This is a genomic window from Enterococcus sp. ARL09-542 (assembly GCF_005234805.1).
GTDB lineage: Bacteria > Bacillota > Bacilli > Lactobacillales > Enterococcaceae > Enterococcus_D > Enterococcus_D gallinarum.
Genome location: NZ_QPQX01000002.1, coordinates 55,291 through 69,095 on the forward strand (window position 1 = coordinate 55,291; position 13,805 = coordinate 69,095).

The window sequence follows — 13,805 nt, forward strand, 5'->3', positions numbered from 1 at the left end:
GATGTGCTATAATGATGCAAAGAGGTGATAGAAAATGATAAAAGTGGAAACAGATTACGCCCTTTGTCCTAAATTTGAAAAAGCTTTTTCGATTCTAGGGAAAAAGTGGAATGGCTTGATCATTGATGTGCTTCTTGAAGATGGCAAACAACGGTTTGTGGATCTTGCCAAAAAAATCCCCCAAGTGAGCGATCGGGTATTGGTGGAGCGCTTGAAAGAATTAGAACGTGAAGAAATCGTCTGCAAAGAAAACAATCTTTACTGTTTAACACCAAAAGGGGTCGCACTTGAAAAAAGTATGATGAGTGTGAAGCGCTGGGCAGAAACTTGGGTCAGAGAAGAAGAATGCAGTTGATTTCTGGCAAATAATTAGGTACACTAAGGTCAATCGAATAGTTAAAAAGCGTTGATGGAAACTAGTAGTTTGGCTGAAACAGGAAAGGGAGACTTGTCATAGACTGAAAGCAAGTTCTGTATTCGAAAAATGAATTTCATTTCTGGAGCTTACTGAACAAGAATCAGTCGGCAGTCCTGCTGTCGTTAGTAGAAGTGAGTGCGTGGACTTTGTCCACGAATGAGGATGGTAACACGAGACGTCGTTCCTTTTTTAGGAACGGGGTCTTTTTTTCGTCTTGACTTATCAGCTATTCACAAAGAATAAGGAGGAAAAACATGTCTTTACAAGAGAAACTAGAGTCATTGAAAGAAGTAACGCTTTCAAAGATCAAAGAAAGCCGTTCAATCAATGAATTGAATCAAATTCGTGTGGATGTCCTTGGTAAAAAGGGACCCATCACGGAAGTTTTGCGGGGAATGAAAGAGTTGTCAGCAGAAGAGCGTCCAAAAGTCGGCAGCTATGCCAATGAGATCCGGGATGCGATTACACAAGCGATTGAGGAAGCAAAAACTTCATTAGAAGCAGCCGCACTAGAAAAGGCATTGGCTGAAGAATCGATTGATGTGACATTGCCTGGCAAGCGGATGCCACAAGGGACCCGTCATGTCTTGACGCAAATCATGGAAGAAATCGAAGATATTTTTGTGGGGATGGGCTATCAAGTGGTTGAAGGATTCGAAGTCGAAAAAGATCACTACAATTTTGAACGAATGAACTTGCCAAAAGATCATCCAGCAAGAGACATGCAAGATACTTTTTATATTTCAGATGAAGTCTTGATTCGGACACACACTTCACCGGTGCAAGCTCGTACCATGGAAAAACATGATTTCAGCAAAGGGCCATTGCGAATGATTTCACCAGGAAAAGTATTCCGGAGAGACACCGACGACGCGACTCACAGTCATCAGTTCCATCAGATTGAAGGACTCGTAATCGATAAGAATGTGACGATGGGTGATCTTAAAGGGACACTAGAAGTCATGATGCAAAAAATGTTCGGGGCTGATCGCAGCATTCGTTTGCGTCCAAGCTACTTCCCATTTACAGAGCCTTCAGTAGAAGTAGATGTCAGCTGTTTCAAATGTGGGGGAGCCGGCTGTAATGTCTGCAAACACACCGGTTGGATCGAGATTTTAGGCGCTGGAATGGTACATCCGAATGTATTGGAAATGTCCGGGATCGATTCCAAAGAATACTCAGGTTTTGCATTTGGTTTAGGACCTGACCGGGTTGCGATGTTGCGCTATGGCGTCAACGACATTCGGAATTTCTATCAAAATGATGTACGTTTCATCAGTCAGTTCAAGGGGGAATAAATATGTTAGTATCTTACAAATGGTTAAATGACTATCTTGACCTTTCTGAGATCTCACCAAACGAGCTGGCAGATAAAATGTCAGTCACAGGGATCGAAGTCGAAGGAATCGAAATGCCAGCAGCGGGATTGAAGAAAATCGTTGTTGGGGAAGTCAAAGAATGTGTGCCACATCCAGATTCAGATCACTTATCGATCTGCCAAGTAGATATCGGTGAATCTGAATTATCACAAATCGTTTGCGGTGCGCCGAATATCAAAAGCGGCATCAAAGTGATTGTGGCACTCCCAGGTTCACGGATCGCGGGCAATGTCAAAATCAAGAAAGGCAAGATGCGCGGACAACAATCCAATGGGATGATCTGTTCGCTGCAGGAATTAGGCTATTCTGATAGTGTGATCCCTAAAGAATATGCGGAGGGTATTTATTACTTGCCTACCGATGCCGAAGTGGGGAAGGAAGTCTTTCCCTATCTCGATATGGATGATGCCATCATCGAGTTGTCGATCACTCCAAACCGGGCCGATGCCTTAAGTATGCGGGGGGTCGCTTACGAGGTAGGAGCCATTTATCGACAAACACCAAAATTTGAGACCATTCAACTGAATGAAAGTGCTGTGAAAGCCGCAGACAAGATCAAAGTCAGCGTAGAAAATCAAAAGGATGCGCCAGCCTATCAAATTCGGATCATTGAAAACGTAACGATTGCACCAAGTCCGCAATGGTTGCAAAACCGTTTGATGAATGAAGGCATTCGACCAATCAACAATGTCGTTGATATTACCAACTATATTTTGCTGCTGTTTGGACAACCCCTTCATGCATTCGATTATCAAAAATTGGGCAGCCAAGAAATCGTCGTTCGCCGTGGCAAACCGCAAGAAACGTTGGTCACTTTGGACGGAGAGACACGAACGCTAGATGATAAGAACATTGTGATCACTAATGGAAAAGAACCAGTCGCTTTAGCTGGTGTCATGGGTGGGTTAGATTCAGAAATCACACAAGATACCACAACTGTTGCTTTAGAAGCCGCCTTGTTTGACCCCCTAGCGATTCGTTTGACGTCTAAAAAATTCAATTTGCGCAGTGAGTCATCTTCCCGTTTCGAAAAGGGTATCAATCAGGCTGCGATCGCGGAGGCTTGTGATGCAGCCGCTGCTATGATTGCGGAGCTAGCTGGCGGTACAGTTCTACAAGGTGCTGTCAAAGGCGCTGAAGTGACCCCTAAGGATGTTCAAGTCACGATCACATTAGATCGGATCAATCGCTACTTAGGAACACAAATCACGATTGCCGAAGCCAATGAGATTTTTGACGCCTTAGGTTTTGGCTACCAAGAAAATGAAGGTACCTATCAAGTTGTGGTGCCACCTAGACGTTGGGATATTCAGATCGAAGCTGACATCATTGAAGAAGTCGCCCGTATCTATGGCTATGACCGTCTGCCATCGACACTTCCAAGTGGTGAGACAGTTGCGGGGAGCTTAACCAAAGAACAACGCTTGACTCGCAAAGTACGAACACTCCTAGAAGGAAATGGTGTGAGTGAAGCTATCAGCTATGCATTGACAACCGAAGAAAAAGCCCGTCAATTTTGTTGGTTAGAGAGTCAGGTTACCCGTCTGGATTGGCCAATGACAGAAGAGCGTGGTGTCTTAAGAATGAATCTACTTTCAGGACTGCTGGACGACATTGCCTATAACTTGGCCCGCAAAAATGCCAATGTTGCGTTGTACGAAGTGGGGCGCGTCTTTTACAAAACAAGTGATGACCCTCGGGAGCTACCAACAGAAAACAATCATCTAGGACTAGCCATCACTGGCGCCATCACCGAAAAAGATTGGCAAGAAGCTGAACAAAAAGTCGATTTCTATCATATTAAGGGGATCTTGGAAAACTTGTTTGCAAGTCTTTCTCTTACGGATCAGATTACTTATGATAAGACAACAGCAATCAAAGAACTTCATCCAGGCAGAGCCGCTGCTATCCTCTTACAGGATGAAGTGATCGGTTACCTAGGCCAAGTCCATCCAAGTACAGCAAAAGCCTATGATCTGACTGAGACATATGTTGCTGAATTGGACTTGGATCGTTTGATAGCAACTGAAAATGCAGCGCTCATTTATCAAGCAGTTTCGAAATTCCCATCAGTTAACCGGGATATTGCACTGTTGGTGGATGAGAAGACGTCGAACCAAACAATCCTGCAAACCATTGAACAAGCAGCAGGCCGTTTCTTGACGGACATTCATCTATTTGATGTGTACCAAGGAAAGAACATCGATAGCAATAAAAAATCAATGGCCTATCGATTGACTTTTGCTAATCCTGAAGCGACATTGACAGATGAAGAAATCAATCAAGCAATGTCGAAGATCACACGTGTGCTAGAAGAATCACTACAAGTAGAAATTCGTTAGTCCCATTGCTGTGATAGGAAACAGTGACATAAAAAAAGAGTGATCTTGAGGAATCAGCAAGATTGTAGCATTTGCAGGGGGAAGGTGTTCTCCCTTGCTATGCTACAATTTTTTTTATAATGGATAGAGTAAATATTCTCATGGATAACCACAGCTCGAAGAGTTGCTTTTCCAGTTTTATTTTATGGAAGAAAGGATCGATTGATGGAACAACTGACGGTTTACGATGCACAAAAGCAGCCAACAGCTGCGACGATGTTGCGGGATACGCCAGTTCCTAATGACGGCTACCGAGTTGTGGTGTCTGTTTTATTGTTTAATGAAGCCGGAGAATTACTGATTCAAAAACGACAATCCACAAAAAAAGGCTGGCCTAGTTATTGGGATTATCCTGCTGGCGGGACCGTCAAAGCTGGTGAAAGCTGTTATCAAGCGGCAGAAAGGGAACTATTAGAAGAGTTAGGGATGACACTTTCTTTAGAGAAAATCCCTAGTCGTTTAACAGTGAAATTTGAAGAAGGCTGGAATGAACTCTATTTTGTTCAATGGACCGGCGCTAACCCTGAACTTTGTTTGCAGTAAGAAAAAGTTGCTGCAGCAAAGTGGGTCAATGAAAAAGAGTATCGCGCATTGATCAATGGGTATAAATTTATTCCTTACTTATATGCACCGATCGTTTTCTCGCTTCAAAGTCATCCTGGGGAATATTTTCCGGTCTAAGTTCTTACTCGTGATGGTAGCTTCTTTTTGATAGAAAGCGATTCTGTCGTGATTGAGAAAAATGTTCTCGAATGGTGTTTGCTCACATGTCAATGGTAGTTGAGCAGTTCGCTTTTTTATTTAGGGATCTTTAAATAAAAGATAGTAATTAAAAACAAACCCACCAAGCATACTGGTGGGTTTGTTGGTTGTTCATATTTATGCAAAGTAGTTGATCCCCATTGCTTCTTTCACTTCTGCCAAGGTTTGTGCTGCGACTTGTTCTGCTTTTTCGCTGCCTTTTTTTAAGAGGTTCATGACTTCAGCCGGGTCCTTAGCAAATTCTTCTCGTCGCTGACGGATCGGAGCAAATTCTTCTTCTAAGACATCGATCAGATAGCGTTTGATTTTTACATCGCCTAGACCGCCTTGACGATAGTGCTCTTTCAATGCAGCAATTTTTTCTAAATCTTTGCCAAAGACATCTAAATAAGTAAAGACCATATTGCCTTCGACTTGGCCAGGATCTGCTACATGGATATGATTTGGATCAGTGTACATGCTCATGACTTTCTTTTGAACGATATCCGCATTGTCTGCCAAATAGATTCCGTTGTTCAATGATTTGCTCATTTTACCATTTCCATCGATACCAGGTAAACGTCCCATTCCTTTAGGCGGAAGAACTGCTTTAGGTTCCACCAATACGTCACTATAGATAGAATTAAAGCTATGAACGATTTCTTGTGTTTGTTCTAGCATTGGTTTTTGATCTTCACCGACAGGAACTAAGTTGGCTTTGAAAGCAGTGATATCTGCTGCTTGTGAGACAGGGTAGATGAAGAATCCAGTTGGGACACCTTCCCCAAATTTCTTTTGTTCGATCTCGGCTTTGACGGTCGGATTGCGGCGAACCCGTGCCACACTGACTAAATTCAAGTAATACATGGTTAGTTCCGACAACTGAGGGATTTGTGATTGAATAAATAAAGTCGAGCGGGTCGGATCGAGACCAATCGCTAAATAGTCAAGTGCCACTTGCAAGATATTTTCTGACACTTTCTGTGGATTTTTGGCATTGTCTGTCAATGCTTGCATATCAGCGATCATGATATAAAGTTGATTGTTAGGGTCGTCTTGCATCTCAACTCGTTTTTTTAATGAGCCGACATAATGCCCTAAATGAAGTTGCCCTGTAGGCCGGTCTCCGGTTAATATTGTGTTCACGTTTCATCCACCTCTAAATTCAATATATAGTTCATCTTACCTTGTTTTTCCAAAAGAAACAACTTGTTCTACTAAGGGTCGAAAAAAAACGATGGACAAAAACCTAACATGAGGTTAAAATAATGAAGGTTTTTCTTTGGGGATGATGTGGAAATTAAAACTACCTTTACAAATAGAAAAATTTTGAGCTATAATATGAATCAAATCTTTTCAATTACTCATTTATTTTTAAATATAGACTTGGAGTGTGAATGAATGGCAATGATAGAATTTAAAGACGTGGAAAAGTACTATGGCAAATTCCATGCATTAAAAAACATAAATATTGAATTTGAAAAAGGTGAAGTCGTTGTTGTGATTGGTCCTTCAGGATCCGGAAAAAGCACGATGCTTCGCACAATCAATGGATTAGAAACGATTTCTTCTGGTCACTTACTGATCAATGGCAAAGATCTTTTCAGTAAAGATGTCAAATTGACAGAGATTAGAAAAAACATCGGAATGGTCTTCCAGCATTTCAATCTTTACCCCAATAAAACCGTGTTAGAAAACATCACTTTGGCTCCCATTAAAGTATTAAAACAAAATGAACAAGAAGCGATTGCCTTAGCCGAAAAACTGTTGAACCGTGTAGGCATGCTGGACAAAAAAGATTCTTATCCATCCATGTTGTCTGGCGGACAACAACAGCGGGTGGCTATTGCCCGAGGATTAGCCATGACACCAGAAATGTTGCTTTTCGATGAGCCAACTTCTGCACTGGATCCAGAAATGATCGGTGATGTTTTAGACGTGATGAAAAAAATCGCCAGTGAAGGCATGTCCATGATCGTGGTGACTCATGAGATGAGTTTTGCCCGTGAAGTAGCCGACCGGATCGTTTTCATGGCAGAAGGCCAAGTATTAGAAGATCGTCGCGACGTCGATGGCTTCTTTGAAAACCCAAGAGACGAACGGGCCAAACAATTCTTAAGCAAGGTAACCAATCATTAGGAGGAAAGTAGCTATGAGCAAAAAAATCAGTACAGTGCTGCTCCTTGTATTCGCGCTCATGACCTTTTCTGCTTGTAAAGGCCAAAGTGCTGCAGAACGTGATGTGTTAGCGAGCAGCAAAGAAAGCAACCAAATCATCTGGGGAGTCAAGAATGATACCCGATTATTTGGATTGATGGATATTGCGACAGCTGAAGTCCGCGGATTTGATATCGATATCGCTAAAGCAATCACTGAGCATATTTTAGGACGTGACGGAAGTGCTATTTTTGTCGAAGTCACATCAAAAACTCGAATTCCGCTATTAAAAAATGGCAATATCGATGCAATCATCGCTACGATGACCATCACGGATGAACGGAAGAAACAAGTAGATTTTTCTGATGTTTATTTCGATGCTGGACAATCTTTATTAGTAGCCAAAGATAGCCCGATTCAGGGAATCGAAGATTTAAATGCCAATACGACGGTTTTAGTCGTCAAGGGATCGACATCAGCGATCAATATCCGCAAGGCAGCGCCGGAAGCAAAAATCTTGGAGTTAGAAAATTATGCCGAAGCCTTTACTGCATTACAGTCAGGACAAGGCGATGCGATGACGACAGATAATGCGATCTTATTGGGGATGGCCAGTGAAAATCCCAACTATCATTTAGTTGGCGGTACATTTACAAATGAACCTTACGGAATAGCTATCGATAAAGGACAAGAGCCTTTCTTGAAAGCCGTCAACCAGGCATTGAAAGAAATGCATGAAGACGGTACGTATGATGAAATTTATCAGAAATGGTTCCCTGATGATGCATCTGGGAAAGTTGATTAAAGGAGGAAATTTGCATGCTTGAATTGTTTCAAACTTACGGCGACCAGTTTTTTTCTGGTTTCAAATATACGATTTTCTCCAGTTTACTGGCTTTATTCTTTAGTTTAGTGATTGGTACATTGATGGCGATATTTCAGCTGTCTACCAATCGATGGGTCAAAGGGATCGCTAAAGCGTATGTCGAGTTTTTCCGAAATATTCCTTTGTTGATCATCGTGATGTTCTTTTATGTCGTGGTGCCGATGTATTGGGTGACTTTTGATGGATTTCAAGCGGGAACGATCGGCTTGACCATCTATACGTCTGCGTTTATTGCAGAAACGATTCGTTCTGGAATCCAGACAGTTCCTAAAGGGCAGATGGAGGCTTCTTTGTCCTCTGGATTCACTTACAGCCAGGCCATGCGCTACATTATTTTACCGCAGGCTTTTAAAATCGTTGTTCCGCCACTAGGAAATCAGTTTATCAACTTGGTCAAAAATTCATCGATTTTAGCAATGGTAGCTGGTCTTGACATTATGTATCAAGGTGACTTGATTGCCAGTGAAACCTTTAATACTTTCGACACCTATATTATTGTCGGAATCTTTTATTTGATTATCACATTACCATTATCCTATTTAATGGTTTATCTTGAAAGACGTTGGGCTGTACGCTCATAGAAAGGAGACACTAAATGGAATTTTTCGAAGCTTTTTCTGCCATCAATCTTCGGTTTTTGATCGACGGTCTCCGAGTAACGATCGAAGTCTCCGTCTTATCGATCATCTTTAGTTTTCTGATTGGCGGCCTTGCAGGAGTCTTGCGTTTCACTAACATTCCGTTCTTTTCAAAGATTTTAGGTGTAGTGATCGATGTGATTCGAAACCTGCCGTTGCTGCTGATTATTTTCTTCACGTACTTTGCATTGCCGCAGATCGGTATTCGTTTCAATATTTTCTGGTCTGCAGTTGTGGCATTGACGATTTTTGAATCTGCCATGCTCTCAGAGATTTTTCGAGCGGGGCTTAATGCCGTACCGAAAGGGCAAATGGAGGCTGGTTTGTCTACCGGTTTGAGTTATGTCCAAGTGTTGCGAAGCATTGTGATGCCGCAAGCTTTTAAAGCCATGCTGCCTTCGATCGTTAGTCAATTGATCTCATTGATCAAAGATACGTCATTGGCAGTGATTATTTCACTTCCAGAACTGACTCACCATGCTCGAATTATTTATGGACAAAATACCAATTATGTATTGCCAATGTTTCTTGCGATGACTGTGCTGTACTTCATCGTCTGCTATGCCTTATCGCTGCTTTCTCGCTTCTTGGAAGCACGTCAGTATAATTACTGATTTCTTGAGGCTGCATAGAAACAGTGATTACTAGATCCGAATGACCTTTGATGTCATGCAGTTGCTTTCCTTGGACGAGAGTAGCCAGAGCATCGGAGGTTTTCGGATCTTTTTTTGACCGCAATAGGTTCATTGTTTTCTTGGATAAAGCAATACTTGAAAAATCAGTAAAAAAAGTCCAAAATGGAACTTAGACAAATTTCTTTCTTTCATTAAAAAGGATGGACAACTATGACAAATAAACAACCCATTGGCTTTATCGATTCTGGTGTTGGCGGATTGACCGTTGTTAAAGAAGCGATTAAGCAATTGCCCAATGAACATATTATTTATCTTGGTGATACTGCACGCTGTCCCTATGGGCCGCGTCCGGCAGAACAAGTCATCGAGTATACATGGCAGATGACCGAATTTTTATTGCAGCAAAACATCAAAATGTTGGTGATTGCTTGTAATACGGCTACGGCTGTCGCATTAGAAGAAATCAAAGAAAAATTATCGATTCCGGTAATCGGAGTCATACTGCCTGGCTCTCGAGCTGCTGTCAAAGCAACAAAAAACCAACAGATCGGTGTCATTGGAACTGCGGGTACTATTAAGAGCAATGCGTATGAAGAAGCAATCAAGCTTAAATCACCTCGTTCTGTGGTAGTTAGCTTGGCTTGTCCCAAATTCGCGCCTATCGTTGAAAGCAATCAAGCGCAATCATCGGTTGCCAAAAAAATCGTTGCCGAAACACTGCGCCCCCTCAAAAATAAGAAATTAGATACGTTGATTTTGGGTTGTACTCATTATCCTTTGTTGCGGTCTTTAATCCAGAACGAGATGGGGAGCCAGATCCAGCTGATTGATTCCGGTGCAGAAACAGTGGGTGAAGTCAGCATGCTGTTGGACTACTTTGCTATTGCCAATACAAGCCAAATGACCCAAGAACCGGAATATTTTTTTTATACGACAGGTTCAACAAAATTATTTGATGAAATTGCGAACGAATGGTTGAATGTACCGGTCCATTCGCAACATATCACATTAGGAGGAAATTAAATGCGCCATGATGGCAGAAAAGCGGGAAGTATCCGTCCAGTAGAAATCAAAACAAATGTATTCAAACATCCAGAAGGATCCGTCGTGATCTCATTTGGTGATACCACAGTTATTTGTTCCGCAACGATCGAAGACCGAGTGCCGCCTTTTTTACGGGACTCAGGGAAAGGCTGGGTGACGGCAGAATACAGCATGCTGCCGCGAGCAACGAATACCCGTAATCGTCGAGAAAGTGCAAAAGGAAAGCTGTCTGGTCGGACAATGGAGATCCAGCGACTAATCGCTCGTTCGTTACGGGCAGTGGTAGACTTGGAAAAGTTAGGTGAACGTAGCATTGTAGTCGATTGTGATGTCATCCAAGCGGATGGGGGCACTCGAACAGCTAGTATCACCGGTGCTTTTGTGGCTTTGCGATTGGCGATCGATCAATTATTGACCAACCATGAGCTAACGGAAGATCCTATTAAAGAACATCTTGCTGCCATCAGCGTAGGAATTTTACCTGATAACACTTGTGTCACTGATTTAGACTACGAAGAAGATTCTGCGGCTGCTGTAGATATGAATCTCGTAATGACAGAGTCAGGCCGTTTCATTGAGATTCAAGGAACTGGGGAAGAAGCGACATTTGATGGTCAGCAATTGAACGAAATGCTGATTTATGGCAAGACAGCCATTGAAGAGCTGATTGCCTATCAAAAAGAAGCATTGCTGATCCAAGAACAGCCCCAATACGTTATTCCTGAGAAGACGATCGTGATTGCCACTGGTAATCCTGGCAAAGCACGAGAATTCACCGCAGTTTTTGGTGCTGCTGGCTATGACGTTCGGACATTGAAAGATTATCCCGCATTACCTGATGTTGAGGAAACAGGAACGACTTTCGAAGAAAATGCTCGGCTGAAGGCAGAAACGATTGCAAAAATTCTTGGGCGACCTGTTCTAGCGGACGATTCGGGCTTAAAAGTGGATGCATTAGGTGGTAGACCCGGTGTTTACTCGGCACGTTTTGCGGGTGAACAAAAAAGCGATGCTGCAAATAATGCCAAATTGTTGTACGAATTAACTGATATCCCAGATGAACAACGAACAGCACAATTCCATTGTACATTGGTCTTTGCAGCTCCTGACAAAGAAAGTCTCGTAGTCGCTGCCGATTGGCCAGGCAGAATTGGCCGCATTCCTCGGGGAGAGAACGGTTTTGGCTACGATCCATTGTTTATCCCTGTTGGTTCAGATAAAACGGCTGCTGAAATGAGTGGAGAAGAAAAGAATCAAGTGAGTCATCGTGGTCAAGCCATCGCGAAACTACGCAATGTATGGCAAGAGTGGTTGGAAGGAGAACAAGCATGAAATATTTAATCGTTAGCGATAACCATGGCGATCGTCAAATTCTCGTTGATTTGCTAGCAGAATTTTCTGGGAAAGTGGATACCTTTATCCATTGTGGAGATTCGGAACTGCAACCAAGCGATCCCCTTTGGCAAACCTATCAAGTGGTTGGCGGAAATTGTGATTACAGTCCGGAATACGAGGATACAAAGATTATCAAAACGCCTCTCGACACGATTTATGTGACCCATGGTCATTTGGCAGATGTTCGTTTTGGCGTGACAACACTCGGACTTCAAGCACAACAAGCTGATGCATCAATTGCTGTATTTGGTCACACCCACCAGATTGCTTGTGAGAAGGTGGGGCATCGCCTATTCTTGAATCCGGGCAGTATTTCTCAACCGCGGGGACCTATTCAAATCAAAAGTTTTGCCATCATAGAAAGTACTGAAAAGCAGTGGATCGTTCAATATTATGATCGTACGTTTAATGAAATCGCTGATTTGCATTTTATTTTTGAGCGCTAAGAAAGCGAAATCAAAAGTAAAAAATTCATTATAAATAAGCAGTTTTACGATATCTTTTTGATTTTTCTAGTAAAATAGAAAAGTAGCTGTGAAATGGAGGCATTCAGATTGATTGGTCAAACAGTAGAAAAAATATTATTAGAAAATCAAGAAAGTTTTTTAGTACCTGCAGAAAACGTTGCAACGGTTCTTTACAATCATCCATTAAACCATGCGTTACTCGTTTTATCGAAAGTCGGCTATTCCAAGATTCCGGTCCTAGATAGTGAGGATCATCTTGTTGGATTGATCAGTTTATCGAACGTGGTCGAAAGAATGATGGACCTGACTGGGTTTAGTATGGACAACTTAGAAGGCTTGACGGCCGCAGACGTGATGGAAGTCAATGTGGCTTGTATCAAAGAAGATGGCGAATTAGAAGACATGCTTCATCTCTTAGTGGATCAGGCATTTTTGCCCATCGTCAATGAGGAAAATATCTTTGTAGGAATCATTACCCGAAAAGAAATCTTAAAATCTGTCAATCACCTAGCACATGAATTAGAGAAACGGTATATGCTGATCTCAAAAGAGGCCAGTCCTACAGACGAATTACAAGTCATCTAATAATGGATAAAAAAGCACCCCGAAAAAATCATCGGGGTGCTTTTAACGTTTAAGCGGTCAATTGACGCCAATGATTGGCGCACTAGGAATGGTGTAGCCTTTAGCAGTCAGTGCATCGATTGAAGCCGCTAAAAACTCTTCTTTTAGTTTCCACTGAGTTCCGTTGGTAACATACATCGTTGTCCGGATCGCAAAATTATTGTTGCCAAGGTCGACAACACCAAAAATTGCTGGTTTCGTTTGGATCTCTTCCTCGTGAGCAGCAGCCACTGTTTGATTGACTTCGTCAATGATCGACCGGATATCATCTAAGCCCTCTGATGGCAAGATACGCACATCTACAACGACTTGCATATTGGCTCGTGAAGTGTTGCTGATCGTAGTGATATTCCGATTCGGGATATAATGGACAGTCCCATCCACGGATTTTAACTGAACCGTTCGAATACCGACAGCTGTAACTGTTCCTTCTAATGACAAATTCGTCAAACGGATATAATCGCCGACATTGATTTGTTGCTCAGTAATGATAAAAAAACCAGTGATCAGATCATTCATAAAGCCTTGAGCACCTAGTCCCAGTGCCACCCCAGCAATCCCAGCCCCCGCTAAGAGTGAACCAACAGGCACGCCAATCGTTGACAATAACGCATATACAAAGAAGAAACCTAATGTATAGTGGACGATATTGCGGATCAGCGCATGGATCGTGTTGATTCGACTGGCATTGTAGGTTCCTTTTTTCTCGTAGGAACGATAAATTCGTTCGATGACATAATTGCTGATTTTCAGCAAAATACCAAATAAAATAATCAAAAAAAGCAGCATCAGAACTTTTTGGATCAAGATACCAACAATAGCCTCCCAATCAATGTTTTGCCACCATTTCTGCAAGGCATTCAATTGTTTTGCGGCAGGTTCCGTCAAGCTGGATCCTGTCGAATCCGTTGTAGCATCTGTCAAAAGTCGTAACATAAAATCCCTCCATCTATCAATAGGTCTATTTTATAGGAGAAGAAACAGAAATGCAAAATTCACTTGTTAAATTTTTGTAAAAAGATGAACAAATAAGGGGATAT

At 42.1% G+C, this 13,805-nt stretch carries 14 protein-coding genes; 12 read left to right on the plus strand and 2 right to left on the minus strand.

The genetic code is table 11. From position 1 onward, the window contains the following. Positions 1–34 precede the first annotated feature (34 nt). The 4 genes from DVW06_RS02695 (at position 35) to DVW06_RS02710 (ending at position 4,721) form a co-directional block, all read left to right on the plus strand. On the plus strand, positions 35–355 hold the full coding sequence (locus DVW06_RS02695) for a winged helix-turn-helix transcriptional regulator (RefSeq protein WP_137264389.1): 321 nt from the start codon (positions 35–37) through the stop codon (positions 353–355). 317 nt (positions 356–672) lie between these two features. Continuing rightward, entirely contained in the window at positions 673–1,716 is a 1,044-nt protein-coding gene (pheS, locus tag DVW06_RS02700; protein WP_113849724.1) for a phenylalanine--tRNA ligase subunit alpha, read from the plus strand. Between the two features lie 2 nt (positions 1,717–1,718). Continuing rightward, positions 1,719–4,139, plus strand: a complete 2,421-nt coding sequence (gene pheT, locus DVW06_RS02705; RefSeq protein ID WP_137264390.1) for a phenylalanine--tRNA ligase subunit beta — start codon at positions 1,719–1,721, stop codon at positions 4,137–4,139. Positions 4,140–4,343: 204 nt separating this feature from the next. After that, the gene (locus DVW06_RS02710; RefSeq protein ID WP_003126682.1) at positions 4,344–4,721 is read left to right on the plus strand and encodes an NUDIX domain-containing protein; all 378 of its coding nucleotides are present in this window, start codon (positions 4,344–4,346) and stop codon (positions 4,719–4,721) included. Positions 4,722–5,057: 336 nt separating this feature from the next. Here DVW06_RS02710 and trpS read toward each other — a convergent pair whose 3' ends face one another. Further along, complete coding sequence (gene trpS / locus DVW06_RS02715; RefSeq protein ID WP_005473228.1) at positions 5,058–6,065, minus strand: tryptophan--tRNA ligase; 1,008 nt, start codon at positions 6,063–6,065, stop codon at positions 5,058–5,060. A 255-nt stretch (positions 6,066–6,320) separates the two neighbouring features. On the opposite strand from trpS, the gene DVW06_RS02720 reads away from it, so the two are divergent. From DVW06_RS02720 to cbpB, 8 genes are all read left to right on the plus strand, one after another. Further along, positions 6,321–7,058 (plus strand): amino acid ABC transporter ATP-binding protein, encoded by a 738-nt coding sequence (locus DVW06_RS02720; protein WP_003126679.1) that lies wholly within the window; start codon positions 6,321–6,323, stop codon positions 7,056–7,058. A 13-nt stretch (positions 7,059–7,071) separates the two neighbouring features. Then, entirely contained in the window at positions 7,072–7,881 is an 810-nt protein-coding gene (locus DVW06_RS02725) for a transporter substrate-binding domain-containing protein (protein ID WP_003126678.1), read from the plus strand. Positions 7,882–7,895: 14 nt separating this feature from the next. Continuing rightward, positions 7,896–8,543 (plus strand): amino acid ABC transporter permease, encoded by a 648-nt coding sequence (locus DVW06_RS02730; RefSeq protein WP_003126676.1) that lies wholly within the window; start codon positions 7,896–7,898, stop codon positions 8,541–8,543. Between the two features lie 14 nt (positions 8,544–8,557). Beyond that, positions 8,558–9,214 carry an amino acid ABC transporter permease gene (locus DVW06_RS02735; protein WP_021149641.1) on the plus strand — a complete coding sequence of 219 codons (657 nt, stop codon included), beginning with the start codon at positions 8,558–8,560 and terminating at the stop codon, positions 9,212–9,214. Between the two features lie 231 nt (positions 9,215–9,445). Further along, positions 9,446–10,258 (plus strand): glutamate racemase, encoded by an 813-nt coding sequence (racE, locus tag DVW06_RS02740; protein ID WP_003126674.1) that lies wholly within the window; start codon positions 9,446–9,448, stop codon positions 10,256–10,258. Further along, positions 10,259–11,611: a ribonuclease PH gene (gene rph, locus DVW06_RS02745; RefSeq protein WP_003126673.1), complete on the plus strand. Its 1,353-nt coding sequence runs from the start codon at positions 10,259–10,261 to the stop codon at positions 11,609–11,611. Then, positions 11,608–12,120, plus strand: a complete 513-nt coding sequence (locus tag DVW06_RS02750; protein ID WP_123866989.1) for a YfcE family phosphodiesterase — start codon at positions 11,608–11,610, stop codon at positions 12,118–12,120. The genes rph and DVW06_RS02750 overlap by 4 nt, the downstream gene beginning before the upstream one ends. Positions 12,121–12,228: 108 nt before the next feature. Continuing rightward, positions 12,229–12,726, plus strand: a complete 498-nt coding sequence (gene cbpB, locus DVW06_RS02755) for a cyclic-di-AMP-binding protein CbpB (RefSeq protein WP_003126670.1) — start codon at positions 12,229–12,231, stop codon at positions 12,724–12,726. A gap of 57 nt (positions 12,727–12,783) precedes the next feature. On the opposite strand, the gene DVW06_RS02760 is transcribed toward cbpB, so the two are convergent. Then, a complete protein-coding gene (locus DVW06_RS02760; protein ID WP_003126669.1) occupies positions 12,784–13,701 on the minus strand; it encodes a mechanosensitive ion channel family protein in 918 nt (305 codons plus the stop codon). Positions 13,702–13,805 lie beyond the last annotated feature (104 nt).

Coding starts and splice junctions, on each gene's coding strand:
- DVW06_RS02695 (WP_137264389.1), top strand. CDS start 35: ATGATAAAAGTGGAAACAGATTACGCCCTTTGTCCTAAATTTGAAAAA.
- pheS (WP_113849724.1), top strand. CDS start 673: ATGTCTTTACAAGAGAAACTAGAGTCATTGAAAGAAGTAACGCTTTCA.
- pheT (WP_137264390.1), top strand. CDS start 1,719: ATGTTAGTATCTTACAAATGGTTAAATGACTATCTTGACCTTTCTGAG.
- DVW06_RS02710 (WP_003126682.1), top strand. CDS start 4,344: ATGGAACAACTGACGGTTTACGATGCACAAAAGCAGCCAACAGCTGCG.
- DVW06_RS02720 (WP_003126679.1), top strand. CDS start 6,321: ATGGCAATGATAGAATTTAAAGACGTGGAAAAGTACTATGGCAAATTC.
- DVW06_RS02725 (WP_003126678.1), top strand. CDS start 7,072: ATGAGCAAAAAAATCAGTACAGTGCTGCTCCTTGTATTCGCGCTCATG.
- DVW06_RS02730 (WP_003126676.1), top strand. CDS start 7,896: ATGCTTGAATTGTTTCAAACTTACGGCGACCAGTTTTTTTCTGGTTTC.
- DVW06_RS02735 (WP_021149641.1), top strand. CDS start 8,558: ATGGAATTTTTCGAAGCTTTTTCTGCCATCAATCTTCGGTTTTTGATC.
- racE (WP_003126674.1), top strand. CDS start 9,446: ATGACAAATAAACAACCCATTGGCTTTATCGATTCTGGTGTTGGCGGA.
- rph (WP_003126673.1), top strand. CDS start 10,259: ATGCGCCATGATGGCAGAAAAGCGGGAAGTATCCGTCCAGTAGAAATC.
- DVW06_RS02750 (WP_123866989.1), top strand. CDS start 11,608: ATGAAATATTTAATCGTTAGCGATAACCATGGCGATCGTCAAATTCTC.
- DVW06_RS02760 (WP_003126669.1), bottom strand. CDS start 13,701: ATGTTACGACTTTTGACAGATGCTACAACGGATTCGACAGGATCCAGC.